This window comes from Pseudomonas sp. G2-4, from assembly GCF_030064125.1.
In the GTDB taxonomy this organism is placed as follows: domain Bacteria; phylum Pseudomonadota; class Gammaproteobacteria; order Pseudomonadales; family Pseudomonadaceae; genus Aquipseudomonas.
Window position 1 is genome coordinate 6172902 of the sequence record NZ_CP125957.1, and the last position, 21579, is coordinate 6194480.

Here is a 21579-nt window from a genome sequence, read left to right on the forward strand (position 1 = left end):
TCGTCCTTCAAGCACGCCAATACCGCAACACGGTATACTCCCGCTCTTTTTTCCGGAGCGACGTCATGTCCCTGCCTAGCCTGCGCCTCAAAGCCAACGCCGACCGTCGCCTGCGCGCCGGCCACCTGTGGGTCTACAGTAACGAAATCGACGTGGCCGCCACTCCGCTGCACGGTTTCAAGGCCGGCGACCAGGCCATCCTCGAGGCCGCCGGTGGCAAACCGCTGGGCATCGTCGCAATGAGCCCCAACAACCTGATCTGCGCCCGCCTGCTGTCCCGTGACGTTAAACTGCCACTGGACAAATCCCTGCTGGTGCATCGCCTCAACGTGGCGTTGTCGTTGCGCGAGCGGCTGTTCGACAAGCCGTTCTATCGCCTGGTCTACGGTGATTCCGACTTGTTGCCGGGCCTGGTGGTCGACCGTTTCGGCGACATTCTTGTGGTGCAGATCGCTTCCGCCACCATGGAAGCCCATAAAGAAGACGTGATCGCCGCCCTCACCCAGGTGCTCAAGCCCAGCGGCATTCTGTTCAAGAACGATTCCGCCGCCCGTGACGCCGAAGGCCTGAACCGCTACGTCGAGACCGTGTTCGGCCTCGTGCCGGAATGGGTCGCCTTGGAAGAGAACGGCGTGAAGTTCGAAGCACCGGTGATGGAAGGTCAGAAAACCGGCTGGTTCTACGACCACCGCATGAACCGTGCACGCCTGGCGCCGTACGCCAAGGGCAAACGCGTCCTGGACTTGTTCAGCTACATCGGTGGTTGGGGCGTGCAAGCGGCGGCATTCGGTGCCAGTGAAGTGTTCTGTGTCGACGCCTCGGCCTTCGCTCTCGACGGTGTCGAGCGCAACGCGGCGCTCAATGGCTTCGCCGAGAAGCTGACCTGCATCGAAGGCGACGTGTTCGAAGCCCTGAAGGAACTCAAGGCCAGTGAAGAGCGTTTCGACGTGATCGTGGCCGACCCGCCGGCCTTCATCAAGCGCAAGAAAGACCTGAAAAACGGTGAAGGCGCCTATCGCCGCCTCAACGAACAGGCCATGCGCCTGCTCAGCAAGGACGGCATCCTGGTCAGCGCTTCGTGCTCGATGCACCTGCCCGAAGACGACCTGCAAAACATCCTGCTGACCAGTGCCCGTCACCTGGACCGCAACATTCAGTTGCTCGAGCGCGGCGGCCAGGGGCCGGACCATCCGGTGCACCCGGCCATTGCCGAAACCCGCTACATCAAGAGCATCACCTGCCGGCTGTTGCCCAACAGCTGAGGCCGGGCGGGGCCAGGGCCGTCGCTCTGTGCCCCGCGCGTCAATACTGACCGACATCCTGATCGCAGCCTAGGCTGCGATTTTTTTTGCGCGTCTGTCGAGCTCGAACATGAAGGTTAACGAATAGCAAAAGCCTGTAGGAGACCCCTCACGCCATTACCAGAACCTTCCTACTCAATCTCCCCGTATCCGCTGGGGATTACGCATTAGGATTGAAACGTGCCACTCAGGCACGCCCTGGGACTCGTCGATGACTGATCCGCAAAATCGCCTGGTTAACCGAAAGCCTGCCACCGTTGGCTTATTGATGACGCTCACATTGCTCGGCGTCTTTCCTATCGATGTTGTGCTGCCGTCTTTTCCTGCCCTTTCCGAGCAATTCGAACGGCCATCGTCGGACATCGCCCTGTCTGTCAGCTTGTACGCGATCGGCATTGCACTGGCGCAACTGGTGATCGGTCCGCTCTCCGACACGATCGGTCGCAAGAAACTGTTATTGGCCGGCATTACCGTTGCAGCCACTGGCGCAACCGGCTGCGTATTCGCTACTGAATTTGGATTCTTCCTGCTGTTTCGCATCATCCAGGCCTTGGGATGCGGTTGTTTCGTGCTGTCCCAGGCATTGATTCAGGATCTTTTTACAAGCGATGAGCAGCCGCGCTTACGCATATTCCTGGTCACCTGCGGGGGGATTTTCATTTCCACCTCACCGTTGGCCGGCACCTGGCTGCAGAGCTGGATGGGTTGGCGTGGCAGTTTCCTGGTGTTCATCGCCCTGGCGGTCGTTGCATTCCTGGGCGCCTGTCTCTTGCTGCGCGCTTCGATAATGGACAGCAACCCCAGGCACCTGAATTTCATGAAGGCCTATCGAAACGTATGCAGCGACTTCAGCTTCTTGGCTTATTGGCTCACGTCAGCTCTGGCGTTTTCCTGCCACTTCTCGTTCATCGTCATCTCGCCGCTGGTTTTCATCGACCAATTGCAACTCTCGCCCCGGGCTTTCTCGCTTGTCCTGCTAGCCTACGGACTGGCCTACATCGGCGGAGGAGCAATCGCTGCCGCGCTGAGCAACCGAATCGACACTCAAACGCAGATCATCACCGGCCTGTGTCTGATTCTGATGGCGGGTGTCCTGATGATGGTGTCCTTGCGTTATCTCGGCTCGACGGTAGCAACCCTATTGCTACCCATGATTATCTGCACCACCGGAACGACGATTGCCCGGGCAGCGGCCCACACCCGGGCAATGAATATATTCCCGGGGCAAGCCGGTACGTCCGCCTCGGCCGGTAGCGTACTGATCTTCATTGTCGGCGGGCTGACCAGTGCCGCGATCAGTGCCTCCCCGCTGGACTTGCAGCTGACGCTGGGCCTGTGCCTGATACTGCTCAGTCTCCTGGGTCTACTGCTCAATACCCTGGCCCGGCATCGCCACAGGGGACTGTTGGCAGGCTGAACGCTGCCAGTCGTCATCCCAAGCGCGACATTGGCGTCCGATCAGCGCTTTGCGTCATTTCATCCTGGCGCCAGCGGTGTAGAATCGCGACATTCATCGCCATTCATCCCCGGCGGGTTTATGAGCTCATGCTGAGGCGCGCAGCGATCCTGCACAGTCATCGGCCACTTCCGGACACTCGGCCAATCCCCGGTGTTCCAGAACGTCAACAGAAGCTCACTTCCCCTTTGATATCTGATTAGCCGCCCGGAGTGCTCCATGCCTGATTACCGCTCGAAAACATCCACCCACGGCCGCAACATGGCCGGCGCCCGTGCCTTGTGGCGCGCCACGGGGATGAAAGATGACGACTTCAAGAAGCCGATCATCGCTATTGCCAACTCCTTCACCCAGTTCGTACCAGGCCACGTGCATCTCAAGGATCTGGGCCAGCTGGTTGCCCGGGAAATCGAACGCGCCGGCGGCGTAGCGAAAGAATTCAACACTATCGCCGTGGACGACGGCATCGCCATGGGCCACGACGGCATGCTCTATTCGCTGCCGAGCCGCGAGATCATCGCCGACTCCGTCGAATACATGGTCAATGCCCACTGCGCCGACGCCATCGTGTGCATTTCCAACTGCGACAAGATCACCCCAGGCATGCTCATGGCCGCCCTGCGCCTGAACATCCCGGTGATCTTCGTTTCCGGCGGTCCGATGGAAGCGGGCAAGACCAAGCTCGCCAGCCACGGTCTCGACCTGGTGGATGCCATGGTCATTGCCGCCGACTCCAGCGCTTCTGACGAGAAAGTCGCCGAGTACGAGCGTAGCGCCTGCCCGACCTGCGGTTCATGCTCCGGCATGTTCACCGCCAACTCGATGAACTGCCTGACCGAAGCCTTGGGCCTGGCCCTGCCAGGCAACGGTTCCACCCTGGCCACCCACAGCGACCGCGAACAGCTGTTCCTGCAGGCCGGCCGGACCATCGTCGAGTTGTGCAAGCGCTACTATGGCGAGAACGACGAGTCGGTGTTGCCGCGCAACATTGCCAACTTCAAGGCGTTCGAAAACGCCATGACCCTGGACATCGCCATGGGCGGTTCCACCAACACCATCCTGCATTTGCTGGCCGCCGCCCAGGAAGCCGAGATCGATTTCGACCTGCGCGACATCGACCGCCTGTCCCGTCACGTGCCGCAACTGTGCAAGGTCGCGCCGAACATCCAGAAGTACCACATGGAAGATGTCCACCGCGCTGGCGGGATCTTCAGCATCCTTGGCTCCCTGGCCCGTGGCGGTTTGCTGCACACCGACCTGCCGACCGTGCACAGCAAGACCATGGCCGAAGGCATCGCCAAGTGGGACATCACCCAGACCACCGACGAAGCCGTGCATCATTTCTTCAAGGCCGGCCCGGCGGGCATTCCGACGCAAACCGCGTTCAGCCAGTCGACCCGCTGGGAAACCCTGGACGACGACCGTGAAAACGGCTGCATCCGCAGTGTCGAGCACGCGTATTCCCAAGAAGGCGGCCTGGCCGTGCTTTACGGCAACATCGCCCTGGACGGCTGCGTGGTGAAAACCGCCGGCGTCGATGAGTCGATCCATGTGTTCGAAGGCAACGCCAAGATCTTCGAAAGCCAGGACAGCGCGGTGCGCGGAATCCTCGCCGACGAAGTGAAGGCCGGCGATATCGTGATCATCCGCTACGAAGGCCCGAAAGGCGGTCCGGGCATGCAGGAAATGCTCTACCCCACCTCCTACCTGAAGTCCAAGGGCCTGGGCAAAGCCTGCGCCTTGCTGACCGATGGTCGTTTCTCCGGAGGTACCTCAGGCCTGTCCATCGGCCACGCTTCGCCGGAAGCCGCAGCTGGCGGTGCCATTGGCCTGGTGCGGGACGGCGACAAGGTGCTGATCGACATTCCAAACCGCTCGATCAACCTGTTGGTCAGCGATGAAGAACTGGCCGGACGTCGCGCCGAACAGGACAAGAAAGGCTGGAAGCCTGTGGAAGTGCGTCCGCGCAAAGTCACAACGGCACTCAAGGCCTACGCCCTGCTCGCCACCAGCGCCGACAAGGGCGCGGTGCGGAACAAGGCGATGCTCGACGGGCTGTAAGCGTTCCTGGCCACAAACAAAAATGCCCCGCCTAGTGCGGGGCATTTTTTTGGCGATGAACGAAAATCCTGAGAACACCGACCATCGAATGTGGGAGCGAGCTTGCTCGCGATGGCGGCGTGTCAGCCAGCAAGGATGCTACTGATCCGACGCCATCGCGAGCAAGCTCGCTCCCACAGGGGGTGGGTGTTACTGGATATCCTCCGGCTTGACGATCACCCAGTTCTTGTCCGCGGTAACCGGCAACCCTTCCTTGGCCTGGGCAGCGGCGTGCTTGGCCATCATCCCGTTAATCTGGGCCATGTATTTGTCCTTGCGGTTAATCCACAGGTGGATGCCGCCCTTGGCCACGTCCACATCGTGGAACAGCATGTAGCCATCGCTGCTTGGCGTGTCGCCGGCCACGAGCACCGGTTTTTTCCATTCATCGATGTAGGTCAGGATCGCCGCGTGCTTACCGGCCATCCAGGTCGCCGGGGTCCACAGGTAAGGCGTGTACTCCAGGCCCAGGTTGGCTTTCTCGTCATATTTACCGGCGGTAATCTGCTTGCGGGCAGTGGTCAGTTCGCCAGTCTTGCGATCCTTGAGCAACGTGGTCACGCCGATCACGTTCTGCGGCTTGAGGTTGTAGCCGTACTTCGGATCGGAAGCGACCATGCGCACCAGCTCTTCCGACGCCGCGGTCATGACATAGACCTCGATGCCATTTTCCATCAGTTTGTTGTACAGCTCGGCCTGGCCGGTGAAGATTTTGGGCGGGTTGACCTCGTAGTTCACCACCTTGTCGCCGTCGTAATACGTGGTTGGCACCGGCTTGCCCGAAGCCATCAACTCATCGACGTAGCCCTTGAGTTCCTTGAGGGTAAAACCGGAGAACACCTGGGCAACCCACGGGTAGCAGACCATGTCGTCCACTTCGCACAGACGGTAGTAATAACTGAACAGGCTTTCCTTGTGATCGGCCGTGTCCTTGAACGGCATCAGCTTCAAGGAAGGGTCCAGGGTTTCACGGGTGATGAGGCCCTTGTTCTCCATGAACGGCAGCAACGATTCTTCAAGATCGTAGCGGTAGCTGGTGTTGTCCATGTCGAACACCGCGTAGTTGCCCTTGTTGGCATTGGCCGCGATCATCGTGTCCAGTGCCTTGGCCTGTTCCGCCGGCCAGTGCTTGAGATCGGTGGCGAATGCCTGCCCCATGAGGCCCAGGCCCAAGGCAACAGCGAGAAGGTGAGGTACGAGCTTCATCGGCATTTCTCCCAGGTTCAAAGAATCCGACGCTAACAAATGCTTGTGACAGTTCTCGCCTGTGCACGACCGCTTACATCGTGATAACGCCAGAGGCGTATCCGTAAACGTCACTGCCTTATTCCATAAACGACAATCTACATGCCATTTTAGTATTAATTTATTAGTTATCAGGCTGTTAGGCACACGGCCCGCAGTCGCAGCTCCAGGCGACTGGCACATGTCTTATCCGAGCTTTTTTGACTTCTCCCACACCTCAAAGCTGTAGGCCGGCTTGTCCCCTTCCGCCGGGTTCGGTTGGTTCGAAACCAACTTCCACTGGCTTGAATCAAATTCCGGAAACCACGCATCCCCCTCCGGGCTCAGCGCCACGCGGGTGAGGTACAGCCGATCGGCCTGCTCCAGGGCCTGGGCGTACAGTTGGGCACCGCCGATCAACATGAGCTCATCGACACCCTGTTCCAATGCCCAGGCCTCGGCTCGTTCCACCGCGGCCTCGAGTGCGGAAAAGACCTCCGCCCCCTCCAGCACCAGATCCGGCTGACGACTGACCACGATGTTCAGGCGCCCCGGCAACGGCCGGCCGAGGGAATCCCAGGTCTTGCGCCCCATGATGATCGGCTTGCCCAAGGTGGTGGCCTTGAAGTATTTGAAATCCCCCGGCAGGTGCCAGGGCATGCTGTTGTCGACGCCGATCACACGGTTTTCACCGAGGGCTGCGATCAGGCTTAGGGGGAGAGTTTTTTTCATGGCGGCGAGGATACCAGAGGCTTGGCGCCTGGCAACGTACCCCGACGGGCGCTACAGCGGTTATGCTCACCCCTCATTCGAGCGACGGGAGCGCCCGTGACAGAACTGCAAAATCTCTGGTTGACCGAAACGGTACGCCTGCGTGAAGAACACGCCGGCCCGCTCGAAGACCAGGAAGCCAATCGCCTGGCCCGCGCGGCCGGAGGCGACTTATCCACCCGCATCCGCCACCGCGCCCGCTGGCTGGCCGAACGTGACGGTCTCACCAACGCCCTGCGCCATTGGCTGCAAGGGGCGCGCCTGGCGCTGATCGTGCTCGCGGTGCTCGCCATCATCAGCGGCGCCGGCCTCGGGTTCGCCGCGCTCGGCGACGGGCAAACACCGGTCAATGTGTTCTGGGCCCTGGGCAGTCTTTTGGGGCTGAACCTGATCCTGCTCATCGGCTGGCTCCTGGGCCTGATATTCGCTGGCGAGCAAGGTGCGGCGCTGGGGCGTCTGTGGCTGTGGCTCAGCGAAAAACTCGCCCGCGATGCCAAGGCCGCCCAACTGGCACCGGCCCTGCTGCTGTTGCTGCAACGGCACAAGCTCAATCGCTGGGCCCTCGGTGCGCTGGTCAATGGTTTGTGGCTGCTGGCGATGCTCAGCGCGCTGGTCATCGTACTGATACTGATGGCGACCCGGCGCTATGGCTTTGTCTGGGAAACCACGATCCTGGGTGGCGAAACCTTCGTCGCCATGACCCAAGCCCTCGGCGCGCTGCCTGCCCTGCTGGGCTTCAGCGTGCCGACCGTGGAGATGATCCGCGCCAGCGGCGACGGCGCCCTGGGCATCGAAAGCGCCCGCCAGGCCTGGGCCGCCTGGCTGGTGGGCGTGGTGCTGGTCTACGGCGTGCTGCCGCGCCTGTGCCTGGCATTGTTATGCCTGTGGCGCTGGCAGCGCGGCCGGGCCTCGTTGCGCCTGGACTTGAACCTGCCGGGCTACGCCCAACTGCGCGAACGCCTGATGCCCAGCAGTGAGCGCCTGGGCGTCAACGACGCCGCGCCCGCGCAGTTGCATCAGATCGAAAGTGCGGTCAGTGCGGTGGAAAGCGACGGCGCGTTGCTGGTGGCGATCGAACTGGACGAGCGGCCCTGGCCGCCGAAGCTGCCAGATACGGTAAAGAACGCCGGCATCCTCGACAGTCGCGAATCCCGCCACCGGCTCCTCGAACAACTGTCACGTTTTCCTCCGGCGCGGCTGGCGATTGCCTGCGACCCGCGTCGCTCGCCGGATCGTGGCAGCCTGGCGTTGATCGCCGAGCTGGCCCGCAGCGCCAGCGCCACCCGCGTCTGGTTGTTGCAGGCCCCGCCGGGCGAAGCGCTGGACGCCGAGCGCCTGGGCGACTGGCACAACGCACTGCAGCAGTTGCAATTGCCCTTCGCCGACTGCGCGCCCTTGAACTGGCTGGAGACCGGTCATGACTGACCCCACGAAGCCGCTGAAACTGGCCGTGGTCGGCCATACCAACGTGGGCAAGACCTCCCTGCTGCGGACCCTGACCCGGGACGTCGGCTTTGGCGAGGTATCCCACCGCCCGAGCACCACCCGCCACGTCGAGGGTGCACGCTTGTCGGTGGACGGCGAAGCGCTGCTGGAGCTGTACGATACGCCGGGCCTGGAAGACGCCATCGCCCTGCTCGATTACCTCGAGCGCCTGGAGCGTCCCGGTGAACGCCTGGACGGCCCGGCACGCCTGGCCCGTTTCCTTGAGGGCAGCGAGGCGCAACAACGCTTCGAGCAGGAAGCCAAGGTGCTGCGGCAACTGCTCGCCAGCGACGCCGGGCTCTATGTGATCGATGCCCGGGAACCGGTATTGGCCAAATATCGCGATGAGCTGGAAGTCCTCGCCAGTTGTGGCAAACCGTTGCTGCCGGTATTGAATTTCGTCAGCAGCGCCCATCATCGCGAGCCCGACTGGCGCGAAGCCCTGGCTCGATTGGGACTGCACGCCCTGGTGCGCTTTGACAGCGTCGCTCCGCCCGAAGACGGTGAACGACGCCTGTATGAAAGCCTCGCGCTGTTGCTGGAAAGCGCCCGCGGGCAACTGGAACGACTGGTCGCCGATCAACAGGCCCAGCGCCTCGCCCGTCAACGAAGCGCGGCGCGATTGATCGCCGAATTGCTGATCGACTGCGCCGCCTGCCGGCGCAGCGTGGCCAGCGATGCCGAGCTGGAGCGCCAGGCCATCAGCGAGCTACGCGGCGCGGTCCGTCAACGCGAACAGCGCTGCGTCGAGGCCCTGCTCAAGCTCTACGCCTTCCGTCCCCAGGACGCGGCCGCCAGCGACCTGCCGCTGTTGGACGGGCGTTGGGGCGATGACCTGTTCAACCCCGAAACCCTCAAGCAACTGGGCGTACGCGTGGGCGGTGGCATCGCGGCGGGCGCGGCGGCCGGCGCCGGGGTGGACTTGCTGGTGGGCGGCCTGACCCTCGGGGCCGCCGCCCTGGCCGGAGCCATTGTCGGCGGCACCCTGCAAACCGCCCGCAGCTACGGCAACCGGCTGATGGGCAAGCTCAAGGGCCAGCGGGAACTGACGGTGGACGACAGCGTTCTGCGCCTGCTGGCCCTGCGCCAACGCCAACTGCTGCGAGCCCTCAACGAGCGTGGCCATGCGGCGATGGACAGCATCCGCATCGCCGCGCCCCAGGACAAGACCTGGCGCGAAGGCAAGCTGCCCGAAGCCTTGAGCAAGGCTAGGGCGTATCCGCAGTGGTCGTCGCTCAATCCCAAGGCACGATTGAGCCAGGCGGAGCGGCAGGAGCAGATTGAGCGGTTGGCCGAGGAAATCTGAAGCGACACAAAACCCTCTGGCAGCACACAAGACCCGTGGCGAGGGAGCTTGCTCCCGCTGGGTTGCGAAGCAACCCTAAAACCTGACACCTCGGTGTATCAGATCAATCACACTTTGGGGCTGCTTCGCAGCCCAGCGGGAGCAAGCTCCCTCGCCACAACAGCAATCAGCGCCCTAGAGATCAGTCGTTGATCAGCGCCTTGAGCGCCAAGACCGCTTCGGCCAACTCCAACTCACTGAACACCCTCACCCCATGGCGCTTGAGCAACGCTGCCGTCACACCTTCGCCACTGACTTTCACGCCACTGAACGTCCCGTCATAGGTCAACAGATTGCCGCACGACGGGCTGTTGGCCTTGAGCACGGCGATCCGGATGCCGTGCTCGCGCACCAGCGCCAGCGCCTGATGCGCACCTGACAAAAACTGCGCACTGACATCTTCGCCGTCGGTCGTGATCACTGCTGCGCCGCCATCGAGCACTTGCCCACCCTGCCCGCCGGGAATCTCCGCCGCCGCCCGGGGCGTGGGCAGGCCACCGGCGACTTCCGGGCACAGCGCCACGATCCGGCCTTCGTCGAGCCATTGCTGAAGCTGATCGAACGGCCCGCTGGCGCCGCCGTCGTAGCGCACGCGGTGCCCGAGCAGGCAGCGACTGACCAGGATTTTTTCCATCCTCAGAACAACTCGTTGCCGCGGCGCCGGAACCACCCCGTCAAGGACAGTCGATCCCGCGTGGCAGGCAAGACTTCATGGGGGATATCCCCCGACAGGAATACCACCAGGCAACCGCCGGTGGGCACCACGTCATGTTCCGCGCCGTCGTCCAGGTACATGCGCAGTTGGCCGCCATGTTCCGGCAACCAGCCGTCGTTGAGGTAGAGCACCGCCGACACCATCCGTCGATCGTTATCGCGGAAGCGGTCGACGTGCTTGAGGTAGAACGCACCGGGCGGGTACAGGGCGAAATGGCTTTCGAAATCCTCCAGGCCCAGAAACAGCCGGCGATTCATCGTCTCACGCAGGCTGTCCATCAACCCCAGGTAACGATCGCAGGCTGGCGCCTGGCCGGGCTCGATCCACTGGATGCGATCACCACGAATACCTTCACGAATCTCCGAGAACGGCCCGCGCCCAACCGCCGCCGGGGCCAGTTCGCCTTCGGCGGCACGCTGGCGGCACTCGTCCGCCAGGGCGCGGGTCAGCGCATCCGGCAGGAAGATGTTCTGCTGCGACCAGCCGCGCTCGGCCAGGTCGTCGACGATACGTAACAGCAGCGGGTGATCAGAAGGTATTTGCATGGCGCGCATAGTATTCCTGTGCCTGCAAAACCGACAGCGATGCCCGACAGGTTTTTAACGCCAGATAACACCGCCGTAGGAACTTGATACGAATTCTCGACAAGTCCCCACACCCCACGGAGAATAGTCGGCTGCTGACAGGAGTCCCTATGCGCCGTTTGCTTTTCTCACTGTTGATGTTCTGCGTATTACCTGCCTGGGCAGACAGCTACGACCAGTTGTATAAGGTCGCCGGCTGGCCGGAACAGCGGGCGCATTTCAATGACGCCTTGAGCGCCGCGCAACAGCGCTACCAGAACAGCCTGCCGCCGGCGGTGTTCCAGGCGCTGGTGAACAACAGCAATCAACGTTTCGCCCCCCAGGCCATGGACCAGCGGGCCGAGGCGCAGATGCGCAAGAATCTGCGTGACCCTCAGCCGTCCCTGGCTTTTTTCCAATCGCCGTTGGGCCGCAAAGTCGTGGCCGCCGAGCTGCTGGCGACCCGTCGCGATCAATTGGCGAAAAACGCCAAGGGCCTGCCGAAGATGCAAGCCAGTGACAACCGACTGTTGACCATCGGCCACCTGGCCCAAGCCCTGCCCGCCCGCGAGGCCGGCGCCGAGGTCAGCCTGGCGATCGCCGGCGTGGCGGCCGACAGCTTGAGCTCGATGATCCCCGGCCTGCTGGGCGGCGGACAGGCCCAGGGCATGCTGAACGGCCAGCGCCAGCGGCTGATGGAGCAGATCGGCGCGGACCTGAACAACACGTTGCTGTACGTCTACCGCGACCTGTCGGATACCGAGCTGGAAGAATTCGCCACCTTCGCCGAATCGGCCGAGGGCCAGGCTTACTACCAGGCGGCTTTGGCGGCGATTCGGGCGGGGTTGGCGGTGGGGCAGACGCTCGGGCAGTAGCTTTGTGGTGCCTTGACTGGCGCTATCGCGAGCAGGCTCGCTCCCACAGGGGTTGAGTGAACTCAGGTTTCGCGAGCGTCAAAGGTCCAATGTGGGAGCGAGCTTGCTCGCGATAGCGATCACAAAGTCACCGCCGAACCCGGCTCATCCGCTTGGTCAGAAACCCAAACATCTCCTGCCGCATCGCCAAGGCCTCATTGGCCAGATGATGCCGGCCCTCGGGCAGCATCAACACCTGCGGCCGGTCGAACTTGCTGCGCAGCACTTGCAGGTTGTGCACCCAATCCACCGTCATGTCCGCCTGCCCTTGCACGATCAACGGCTGGCGCGGGCTGCTCGGAGCAGCTTCGATGCGCTTGATCCATTGCCCCAACGCTCCCACCCACGCGGTGGGCAGGCGTAGCGGTTGCAGCGGGTCGGCTTGCAGGAACGGCAGGAACTGCGGGTCGGTGGAGTTCTCGCTGAAACGCCGGGCGATGCCGGTCACGAAAGGTTTGAGCAGGTAGTAACTCAGGCGCGACCAACCCCAGGCCCGCGGCCGTACCAGCGGCGACAACAGGATCACCTGGCCCTGGGCCGGGCTATTGGCGCCATGATTGAGCACGTGGTCCACCACGATAGCCCCGCCGGTGCTTTGTCCGCACAAATGCCAGGGTTGCGGCAGGTCCAGTGTCCCGGCCTCGGCCAACAGGCCCTGCAACGTGGCCTGATACTCAGCGAAATCACCAATGCTGGCGCGCTCGCCACTGGACAGGCCGTGGCCCGGCAGGTCGCAGGCAATCACCGCGAATTTCTGCGCCAAGGCCCACTCGATCAAGTGTCGATACAGTCCCATGTGATCGTAATACCCGTGGAACACGAACAACGTCGCCACGGCTTTTTCCGGCCACCAGACCTGGGCAACCACCTCATACCCGTCGATTTCGAAACGCCCCAGTCCCTTGCGCAATGGGTATTGGGGGAAATCCAATTCATAGAAGCGCTGATAGGCCTGTGCTTGCTCCGAGAGGGGCTGCCACTGGGCCAGGGATTGCAGGCTGGCACGCAGGTGATCGGGGTCGAAAGTGGCAGGCATCAAGATTCCCAGGCAAGGCGCATCGCGCGAAACAGACTTTATAGGCTTGCGATATTCATCTGTCGCGGCAGGCATGGCAAGCTACCCGGCCTCAGAGGATCGACTTCATGCGCCCGTCCCACCGCACGACCTTGCTTGCCAGCCTGCTTGCCCTCGCGTGCGCCGCCGTGTTGTGGTTCGCCTACGACTGGTTCCAGGGGCGTTTCCTGCGTACGTTCAGCCAACACACGGCGGTGTTTTCCGGTGACCCACTGAGCCTGCCTGCCGACCTGGCCGGCCCTGGCGCGATCCGCCTGGTGCATTTCTGGGACCCTGCGTGCCCGTGCAACGTCGGCAATCAGCAACACCTGGCCGAACTGGTCGATAAATATGGACCGCAAGGCGTCGAGTTTTATGCGGTACAAAAGACCGGCAGCCAAGGTCGGTTACCGACCACGCTGAGCCACCTCAAAGCCCTCCCGGCGCTTCCCGGTTCAAGCCAGATTCCCGCCAGCCCGGCCGTGGCGATCTGGGACCGCAGCGGCAAGCTCGCGTACTTCGGCCCCTACAGCGAAGGCCTGACCTGCAATTCGAGCAACAGCTTCATCGAGCCGATTCTCGAGGCGTTGAGCGTCGGCCGAGCAGTCAACGCAACCCACACGTTGGCGGTAGGTTGCTATTGTCCGTGGGGCGAGGACACATCTGCCAAAGAATAAGGAATCCCTCCGGGGGGCGATGCGCAGAAAGGCAACGGCATGCTAAACAGGGAATCAACAGCGAGACCATGGGACCGCTGTCATCAGAATAAGGAATCACCATGAAACGCACCCTCATCGCCTTCCTGTCATTGGTCGTCACCGCCATCATCGTCGCCGGCGGCTACCTCTACAGCAAGCAGCCCACCCGCCAGGGCACGGTTCAGCTGCAAGGGCTGCACGGCTCGGTGACGGTGCGCTACGACGAACGCGGTGTGCCGCATATCCGTGCCGAGAACGAAACCGACCTGTACCGCGCCCTCGGTTATGTCCACGCCCAGGATCGGCTGTTCCAGATGGAGATCATGCGTCGTCTCGCCCGTGGCGAACTGGCCGAGGTGCTGGGGCCGAAGCTGCTCGACACCGACAAGCTGATGCGCAGCCTGCGCATCCGCGAGCGCGCCGCGACCTATGTGACGGAGCAAGACCCACAATCCCCGGCCTGGATTGCGATGCAGGCCTATCTGGACGGTATCAACGCCTATCAGGACAGCCACACCCGGCCGGTGGAGTTCGACGTGCTGGGCATCCCCAAGCGCCCGTTCACCGCCGAAGACACCGTCAGCATTACCGGCTACATGGCCTACAGCTTCGCCGCAGCGTTTCGCACTGAGCCGCTGTTGACCTACGTGCGCGATCAACTAGGCGCTGACTACCTGAACATCTTCGACCTCGACTGGCAGCCCCAGGGCGTGCTGGCCGAAGATCGCAAGCGCGGCCTGCCCCTGGCCGCCGCCGACTGGAAAGACCTCAACGCCCTCGCCCGCCTGAGCGAGCAGGCACTGGCGGAAAACGGTATGCCACAGTTCGAGGGCAGCAACGCCTGGGCGGTCGCCGGCAACCGTACCCACAGCGGTAAACCGTTGCTGGCGGGCGACCCGCACATCCGCTTTTCCGCGCCGTCGGTGTGGTACGAGGCGCACCTGTCCGCGCCGGGCTTCGAGCTCTACGGGCATTACCAGGCGCTGCTGCCCTTCGCAACGCTGGGCATGAACAAGGATTTCGGCTGGAGCATCACCATGTTCCAGAACGATGACTTGGACCTGGTCGCCGAGAAGGTCAACCCGGACAATCCTGAACAGGTCTGGTATCGCGGCCAATGGGTGGACATGACCCGCAGCGAACAGCAGATCGCGGTCAAGGGCCAGGCACCGGTGACGCTGGTGCTGCGCCAGTCGCCCCACGGGCCGATCGTCAACGATGCCCTCGGTGCGAACGCCGGTAAGACACCGATCGCCATGTGGTGGGGTTTCCTGGAAAGCCGCAACCCGATCCTCGACGCCTTCTACCAGCTCAACCGCGCCGATACCCTGGCCAAGGCCCGTGGCGCTTCGGCCAAGATCCACGCACCGGGGCTGAACGTCGTGTGGGCCAATGCCAAGGGCGATATCGGCTGGTGGGCCGCCGCGCAATTGCCCAAGCGACCGGCCGGCGTGAAGCCCGGGTTCATCCTCGATGGCAGCAGCCCGGAAGCGGAAAAGGAAGGCTTCTACCCGTTCAGCGACAATCCTCAGGAAGAAAACCCGGCGCGGGGCTACATCGTCTCGGCCAACTTCCAGCCGGTGCCGGCCAGCGGCATCGAGATCCCGGGCTACTACAATCCCGCCGACCGCGGCCAGCAACTCAACCGCCAGCTCAGCGACAAGCAGGCGAAGTGGGACATCCAAACCACCCAGAAGCTGCAACTGGACACGACCACCGCCTACGGTCCGCGCCTGCTTGCATCCTTGTTGCCGGTGCTGCGTGAGGTAGTCAGCGACCCGCAGGAACGCAAATGGGTGGAACAACTGGCCCAATGGCCGGGCGATTACCCACTGGACTCCAGCAGCGCCACGCTGTTCAACCAGTTCCTGTTCAACCTGGCCGATGCCGCGCTGCACGATGAACTGGGCGATGGGTTCTTCGAGACCGCGCTGTCGACCCGGGTGATCGACGCGGCCCTGCCACGCCTGGCGGCCTCGAAGGATTCACCGTGGTGGGATGACCGCACGACGCTGGGCGTGGAAACCCGTGCCGACACGGTGAACATCGCCTGGAAGAAAAGCCTCGCGCACCTGCGGGCGACCTTGGGTGACGATGCCACGCAATGGCAGTGGGGCAAGGCTCACACCCTGACCCATGGTCATCCGCTGGGTCTGCAAAAACCGCTGGACCGGGTCTTCAACGTCGGCCCGTTTGCGGCCCCCGGTACCCATGAAGTGCCCAACAACCTCTCGGCCAAAATCGGTCCGGCGCCTTGGCCGGTGACCTATGGTCCTTCCACCCGACGCATCATCGACTTCGCCGACCCGGCCCACAGTGTCACCATCAACCCGGTCGGCCAGAGCGGCGTGCCGTTCGACAAGCATTACGAGGATCAGGCCGAGGCGTACATCGAAGGGGTCTATCACCAGGCGCACCTGGCCGAGGAAGAAGTACTGGCCAATACCCGCGCGACCTTGAAACTGTTACCGGCGAGGAGCTCGCCCTGATTCTGGCGGGCGTGATTTTTCATCACCAACAGGCTCAATCTTCATTGATGGTCAAGACTGCAAGGGTTCAACACCCCGCCCCCCCTCACAGGAGTCAATGCAATGTTCAATAACTGGTCCGAACTGCTGCCCACCATCAAAAGTGCCTTTGGCGCCCTGGGCAAGAGCAACCCGAAGATGGTCAAGGCCTACATGGCCCTGGATGAAGCCGCCGCTGAAAACAACGTGCTCGATGCCAAGACCCGTGAGCTGATTTCCATCGCTGTAGCCATCACCACCCGTTGCGACGGCTGCATCGGCGTGCACACCGACGCGGCCATCAAGGCCGGCGCCACCCGTGAAGAAATCGCCGCCACCCTGGCCACGGCGGTGTCGCTGAATGCCGGCGCGGCGTACATCTACTCCCTGCGCGCGCTGGAGGCCCATGACGCGCTGAAGAAGTGAGCGGTTGCCCCCTACACCAGCGCACCGAAGTTCAGCCTGAATTGCTGCGGCGTCACGTCCAGCCTGCGATTGAAGACGCTGCGCATGTGCTGGGCATCGCGAAATCCGCATTGGTACGCCACGGTCTTGAGCGGTGCGCGGGTGCTTTCCAGCATCACCCGCGCCGCGTCTACCCGGGCTTGCTCGACAAACTCTGCCGGCGTGACCTTCGCTTCCCGCGTGAACACCCGGGAGAAATTACGCGGGCTCATGTTCGCCGCTTTGGCTAGCTTGGCGATGGTCAGGTCACCGTTCAAGTGCGCCAGTACATGCGCCTGGACCTGGGCCACGGTGGACGTCGGCTCAGCGTGAGGCGTAAGAAAAGGGCTGAACTGTGACTGCCCGCCCGAGCGCTGGGTAAACACCACCAGCCGCTTGGCGACACTCAGCGCCACGTCTGGCCCGTGGTCCTGGGCCAGCAGGAACAACGACAGGTCGATCCCTGCGCTCACCCCAGCGGAAGTGTAGAGTTCACGATCCTGCACGTACAAACGATCCGCTTCAACCCGGGTCGAAGGACACAGCTGCGCCAGCGCCGCGGCGTCGCCCCAATGGGTGGTGACGGTCCGCCCCTCCAGCAATCCGGCCCGAGCCAGCATGAAAGCGCCATTGCAGATTGAGCCAAAGCGCCGCGCTCGCCCACAGGCCTCCCGCAGCCAGGCATCGAATACCGTGCCAAATTGCATCAACGGTAACTGCGGCCCGCCCGCCACCAATAGCAGGTCGTACGCCTGCGAAGCCTCGCTGAAGTGCCGATGGGCATTGAGGGACAAGCCATTGGAACAAGACATCGCGCCCTGTTCGACGCCGATCACTTCAAGCCGATAGTGGTCCTCGGCGGCCAGGAACCGATTGGCTTCGCTGAACACATCCATGGGCCCGGAAACGTCCAGCGACTGGACCCCTGGGAATACCACGACGGCGACGATTTTCTGCATGGTTCACGCGTGCCTTCGAGTTCAACGACTCCGCCACCCTAGCCAATCCGTGCCTCGCAAGCCACCCTGGCACGAAACCCAGGCTTATTGGCAAGGATCGCAGCCATGGGAAGATTGTTGCGCGACCTCCCGGCGAACAGACTGAAACCTCGGCGCCGCACTGGCCCATCGTCAAGAGGAGAACAGCATGAACAGCATTGCCGGCATCAAAATCCCCAACAGCGCCCTTGCCCGCGCCACCACCGACTACATCCGCGATATCGAATCCGACCTGCTGTACCATCACTCTCGCCGGGTATTTCTGTTCGGCGCCTTGAGTGGCCAGCGTCGGCAGTTGGCCTATGACCCGGAGTTGCTGTATGTCGGCGCGATGTTCCACGACCTCGGCCTGGTGGAGGGTTACCGCAGCGACGGCGAACGTTTCGAAGTGGACGGCGCAAACGCCGCCGCGGCATTTCTCAAACCCTACGGGTTGAGCGATGACGATATCGAACAGGTGTGGCTGTCCATCGCCCTGCACACCACTCCAGGCGTGCCCAAACACCTGCGCCCCACCGTCGCCCTGGTGACCGCCGGGGTGGAGATGGACGTACTGGGCATGGATTACGCCGCGTTCCCGGCCGCGCAGCGAGACGCCGTGGTGCATGCTCATCCGCGTGGGGAAGGGTTCAAGGAATGCATCATCTGCGCTTTCGCCGACGGCTTGCGGCATCGCCCGCAGACGACCTTCGGCAATGTGAAGACGGATGTGCTGTTGGATCAGGCGCCGGGCTTCAAGCCGATGAACTTTGTCGAAATCATTCGTACGTCCCCCTGGAACTCATAACCCTCCGTCCAACAGCTTCAGTGACTGTCCCGCTGCTATCGCGAGCAAGCTCGCTCCCACAATTGAACCGGCGGCAGTTGGCGAATTTTGGAGCAACAACAAAACCTGTGGGAGCGAGCTTGCTCGCGAAGGCGGACTGACATTCAACATTTTCGTCGACTGTCTCACCGCTATCGCGAGCAAGCTCGCTCCCACATTTGCCGCCAGTGTCGGGTTAGACCGGTGCGGTCTCGGCCCGGCGTATATCCGGCTGTTTCCAGGAGTCGGCAGCGCTTTCCTCGATGGCTTGCTGGATCGCCCGCTTGCGGTTTTCTTCGGCGCGGCGGCTGAAGTACCAGACCAGGAAGGTCACCAGCGACACCGCCAGCAGGATCAAGCTCGCCACAGCGTTGATTTCCGGTTTCACACCCAGGCGCACCGCCGAGAACACTTCCATCGGCAATGTCGTCGAGCCCGGCCCGGAGACGAAGCTCGCCAGCACCAGGTCGTCAAGGGACAACGCGAACGACATCATGCCCCCCGCCGCCAGCGATGGCGCGATCATCGGGATGGTGATCAGGAGGAACACCTTCCACGGCCGCGCACCGAGGTCCATGGCCGCCTCTTCGATGGACAGGTCCAGCTCACGCAAGCGCGCCGAGACCACCACCGCCACATAAGCCGCGCAAAACGTAGTGTGGGCGATCCAGATGGTGACGATGCCTCGTTCCTGGGGCCAGCCGATCATCTGCGCCATGGCCACGAACAGCAGCAACAGCGACAGACCGGTGATCACTTCCGGCATCACCAGCGGCGCGGTGACCAGGCCGCCGAACAGCGTGCGGCCCTTGAAGTGGGTGATGCGGGTCAGCACGAAGGCCGCCAGCGTACCCAGGGCCACTGCGGCAATCGCGGTGTAGCAGGCGATCTCCAGCGAACGCATGACCGAGCCCATCAGTTGGCTGTTGTCCAACAGGCCGACGTACCACTTGATCGACCAGCCGCCCCACACCGTCACCAGTTTCGAGGCGTTGAACGAGTAGATCACCAGGATCAGCATCGGCGCGTAGATGAACAGCAAACCCAGCACCAGCATCAGGCTTGAAAAACTGAAGCGCTTCATTCCTTGCCCTCCATTTCTTTGGCCTGACTGCGGTTGAACAGGATGATGGGCACGATCAGGATCGCCAGCATCACCACCGCCAGGGCGGATGCCACCGGCCAGTCACGGTTGTTGAAGAATTCCTGCCACAGCACTTTGCCGATCATCAGGGTTTCCGGGCCACCCAGCAGTTCAGGGATCACAAACTCGCCCACCACGGGGATGAACACCAGCATGCAGCCAGCGACGATGCCGTTCTTGGAGAGCGGCACGGTGATTTTCCAGAAACTGTTGAACGTACTCGAACCCAGGTCGGATGCGGCTTCCAGCAGGCTGGCGTCATGCTTCACCAGGTTGGCGTACAGCGGCAGGATCATGAACGGCAGATAGGAGTAGACGACCCCGATATACACCGCCAGGTTGGTGTTGAGTATCTGCAGCGGTTCACTGATCCAGCCCATGCTCAGCAAAAAGCCGTTGAGCAGGCCGTTGTTGCTGAGAATACCCATCCACGCGTAGACGCGGATCAGGATCGCGGTCCAGGTCGGCATCATGATCAACAGCACCAGCACCGTCTGCATCTCTTTGCGGGCGTTGGCAATGCCGTAGGCCATCGGGTAGCCGATCAGCAGGCACAAGACCGTGCTGATCAGGGCCATTTTCAGCGAGCCGAGGTAAGCGGCGATGTACAACTCGTCCTCGCTCAGCATCGCGTAGTTGGCGAGGTTGAGCAGCACCTGCAGCTTCTGGTCGACGTAGCTGTAGATCTCGGTGTACGGCGGGATGGCCACGTCGGCTTCGGCAAAGCTGATCTTCAGGACGATGAAGAACGGCAGCATGAAGAACAGGAACAGCCAGATGAAGGGCACCCCAATGACCAATTGACGGCCACCGGGCGTTATTCGGTCGAGTCGGCGTTTGAATTTGCGCATGTTCATGAGCGAAGTACCACGCCGCTGTCGTCTTCCCACCAGACGAATACCTGGTCGCCCCAGGTCGGTCGCTGGCCACGGCGTTCAGCGTTGGCGACGAAGGATTGCACCAGCTTGCCGCTTGGCAACTCGACGTAGAACACCGAGTGGCCGCCCAGGTAGGCGATGTCATGGACCTTGCCGCTGGACCAGTTGTGGTCGCAGGTCGGCTGCTCGGCGGTGACCAGCAGTTTTTCCGGGCGAATGGCGTAGGTCACGGACTTGTCCTGCACCGAGGTGCTGATGCCGTGGCCTACATAGATGTTGCGGTCCAGGTCCTTGCAGGTCAGCACGGCGTGGCCCTCGGCGTCTTCCACCACCTCGGTCTCGAAGATGTTGACGTTGCCGATGAACTCGCAGACCAGCCGGCTGGTCGGGGTTTCGTAGATGTCGATCGGGCTGCCGATCTGGGCGATCCAGCCCAGGTGCATGATCGCGATGCGCTCGGCCATGGTCATGGCCTCTTCCTGATCGTGGGTCACCATCACGCAGGTCACCCCGACTCGCTCGATGATCTCGACCAGCTCAAGCTGCATTTGCGAGCGCAGCTTCTTGTCCAGGGCACCCATCGGTTCGTCGAGCAGCAACAGCTTTGGCCGCTTGGCCAGGGAACGGGCCAGGGCCACGCGCTGGCGCTGACCGCCAGAGAGCTGGTGCGGCTTGCGCTTGGCGTACTGGCTCATCTGTACCAGCTTGAGCATTTCGGCCACACGGGCGTCGACCTCGGCCTTCGGGATCTTGTCCTGTTGCAGGCCGAAGGCGATGTTCTGCGCCACGGTCATGTGGGGGAACAAGGCGTAGGACTGGAACATCATGTTGATCGGCCGGTCGTACGGCGGCATGTCGGTGATGTCCACACCGTCGAGGAAAATACGCCCTTCCGTGGGCCGCTCGAAACCGGCCAGCATGCGCAGCAAGGTGGATTTGCCCGATCCCGAACCGCCGAGCAAGGCGAAGATCTCGCCTTTCTTGATTTCCAGGGACACATCGTCCACGGCAATCGTCTCGTCGAATTTTTTCGTGACCCGGTCGATTTTGACCAACACCTGTTTGGGTGTCTGGTCGCCCTCGAGGGCTTTCTTATAGGCGCCGGAGGCAACTGCCATTTACGAAACTCCCACAGAATTTACAGTTCGCCCACACGGGCGAACCTGGAATAGTTAAA

At 62.3% G+C, this 21579-nt stretch carries 19 protein-coding genes; 10 read left to right on the forward strand and 9 right to left on the reverse strand.

Annotated elements, in window-relative coordinates:
* Positions 1 to 65 precede the first annotated feature (65 nt).
* The 3 genes from QNH97_RS27170 (at position 66) to ilvD (ending at position 4818) form a co-directional block, all read left to right on the forward strand.
* A complete protein-coding gene (locus QNH97_RS27170) occupies positions 66 to 1262 on the forward strand; it encodes a class I SAM-dependent rRNA methyltransferase (RefSeq protein ID WP_025215997.1) in 1197 nt (398 codons plus the stop codon).
* A 250-nt stretch (positions 1263 to 1512) separates the two neighbouring features.
* Complete coding sequence (locus tag QNH97_RS27175) at positions 1513 to 2718, forward strand: MFS transporter (protein ID WP_283554691.1); 1206 nt, start codon at positions 1513 to 1515, stop codon at positions 2716 to 2718.
* 258 nt (positions 2719 to 2976) lie between these two features.
* Entirely contained in the window at positions 2977 to 4818 is a 1842-nt protein-coding gene (ilvD, locus tag QNH97_RS27180) for a dihydroxy-acid dehydratase (protein WP_025216001.1), read from the forward strand.
* Between the two features lie 189 nt (positions 4819 to 5007).
* On the opposite strand, the gene QNH97_RS27185 is transcribed toward ilvD, so the two are convergent.
* Entirely contained in the window at positions 5008 to 6063 is a 1056-nt protein-coding gene (locus QNH97_RS27185) for an HAD family hydrolase (RefSeq protein ID WP_283554692.1), read from the reverse strand.
* A 225-nt stretch (positions 6064 to 6288) separates the two neighbouring features.
* Entirely contained in the window at positions 6289 to 6813 is a 525-nt protein-coding gene (locus QNH97_RS27190; protein ID WP_283554693.1) for a dihydrofolate reductase, read from the reverse strand.
* Between the two features lie 96 nt (positions 6814 to 6909).
* Between QNH97_RS27190 and QNH97_RS27195 the strand changes: the two genes are divergently transcribed.
* Entirely contained in the window at positions 6910 to 8277 is a 1368-nt protein-coding gene (locus QNH97_RS27195; RefSeq protein WP_283554694.1) for a DUF2868 domain-containing protein, read from the forward strand.
* Positions 8270 to 9643 carry a GTPase/DUF3482 domain-containing protein gene (locus tag QNH97_RS27200; RefSeq protein ID WP_283554695.1) on the forward strand — a complete coding sequence of 458 codons (1374 nt, stop codon included), beginning with the start codon at positions 8270 to 8272 and terminating at the stop codon, positions 9641 to 9643. Before QNH97_RS27195 ends, QNH97_RS27200 begins: the two co-directional genes overlap by 8 nt.
* A gap of 181 nt (positions 9644 to 9824) precedes the next feature.
* Here the strand turns inward: QNH97_RS27200 and QNH97_RS27205 are convergent, their stop codons facing one another.
* Together QNH97_RS27205 and QNH97_RS27210 are read right to left on the reverse strand one after the other, a co-directional pair.
* Complete coding sequence (locus QNH97_RS27205; protein WP_283554696.1) at positions 9825 to 10316, reverse strand: 2-thiouracil desulfurase family protein; 492 nt, start codon at positions 10314 to 10316, stop codon at positions 9825 to 9827.
* A gap of 2 nt (positions 10317 to 10318) precedes the next feature.
* Entirely contained in the window at positions 10319 to 10951 is a 633-nt protein-coding gene (locus tag QNH97_RS27210; protein ID WP_283554697.1) for a 2OG-Fe(II) oxygenase, read from the reverse strand.
* Between the two features lie 140 nt (positions 10952 to 11091).
* Between QNH97_RS27210 and QNH97_RS27215 the strand changes: the two genes are divergently transcribed.
* The gene (locus tag QNH97_RS27215; RefSeq protein ID WP_283554698.1) at positions 11092 to 11835 is read left to right on the forward strand and encodes a hypothetical protein; all 744 of its coding nucleotides are present in this window, start codon (positions 11092 to 11094) and stop codon (positions 11833 to 11835) included.
* 127 nt (positions 11836 to 11962) lie between these two features.
* On the opposite strand, the gene bipL is transcribed toward QNH97_RS27215, so the two are convergent.
* Positions 11963 to 12910, reverse strand: coding sequence for a phospholipase BipL (gene bipL, locus QNH97_RS27220; protein WP_283554699.1), 948 nt, complete (start codon positions 12908 to 12910; stop codon positions 11963 to 11965).
* A gap of 107 nt (positions 12911 to 13017) precedes the next feature.
* On the opposite strand from bipL, the gene QNH97_RS27225 reads away from it, so the two are divergent.
* From QNH97_RS27225 to QNH97_RS27235, 3 genes are all read left to right on the forward strand, one after another.
* Positions 13018 to 13605: a DUF6436 domain-containing protein gene (locus tag QNH97_RS27225; RefSeq protein ID WP_283554700.1), complete on the forward strand. Its 588-nt coding sequence runs from the start codon at positions 13018 to 13020 to the stop codon at positions 13603 to 13605.
* A 101-nt stretch (positions 13606 to 13706) separates the two neighbouring features.
* Positions 13707 to 16115 (forward strand): penicillin acylase family protein, encoded by a 2409-nt coding sequence (locus QNH97_RS27230; protein ID WP_283554701.1) that lies wholly within the window; start codon positions 13707 to 13709, stop codon positions 16113 to 16115.
* Between the two features lie 102 nt (positions 16116 to 16217).
* Positions 16218 to 16559 carry a carboxymuconolactone decarboxylase family protein gene (locus tag QNH97_RS27235; protein ID WP_014340738.1) on the forward strand — a complete coding sequence of 114 codons (342 nt, stop codon included), beginning with the start codon at positions 16218 to 16220 and terminating at the stop codon, positions 16557 to 16559.
* An 11-nt stretch (positions 16560 to 16570) separates the two neighbouring features.
* On the opposite strand, the gene QNH97_RS27240 is transcribed toward QNH97_RS27235, so the two are convergent.
* Positions 16571 to 17536, reverse strand: coding sequence for a GlxA family transcriptional regulator (locus QNH97_RS27240; RefSeq protein ID WP_283554702.1), 966 nt, complete (start codon positions 17534 to 17536; stop codon positions 16571 to 16573).
* 187 nt (positions 17537 to 17723) lie between these two features.
* On the opposite strand from QNH97_RS27240, the gene QNH97_RS27245 reads away from it, so the two are divergent.
* Positions 17724 to 18362 (forward strand): HD domain-containing protein, encoded by a 639-nt coding sequence (locus QNH97_RS27245; protein ID WP_283554703.1) that lies wholly within the window; start codon positions 17724 to 17726, stop codon positions 18360 to 18362.
* A gap of 214 nt (positions 18363 to 18576) precedes the next feature.
* On the opposite strand, the gene QNH97_RS27250 is transcribed toward QNH97_RS27245, so the two are convergent.
* Genes QNH97_RS27250 through QNH97_RS27260 form a run of 3 tightly spaced genes read right to left on the reverse strand, consistent with a single transcriptional unit; the run spans position 18577 to position 21520 of the window.
* Positions 18577 to 19464, reverse strand: coding sequence for an ABC transporter permease subunit (locus tag QNH97_RS27250; protein ID WP_283554704.1), 888 nt, complete (start codon positions 19462 to 19464; stop codon positions 18577 to 18579).
* Positions 19461 to 20381: an ABC transporter permease subunit gene (locus QNH97_RS27255; protein ID WP_283554705.1), complete on the reverse strand. Its 921-nt coding sequence runs from the start codon at positions 20379 to 20381 to the stop codon at positions 19461 to 19463. The genes QNH97_RS27250 and QNH97_RS27255 overlap by 4 nt, the downstream gene beginning before the upstream one ends.
* Positions 20378 to 21520, reverse strand: coding sequence for an ABC transporter ATP-binding protein (locus QNH97_RS27260; RefSeq protein WP_283554706.1), 1143 nt, complete (start codon positions 21518 to 21520; stop codon positions 20378 to 20380). The genes QNH97_RS27255 and QNH97_RS27260 overlap by 4 nt, the downstream gene beginning before the upstream one ends.
* Positions 21521 to 21579: the final 59 nt, after the last annotated feature.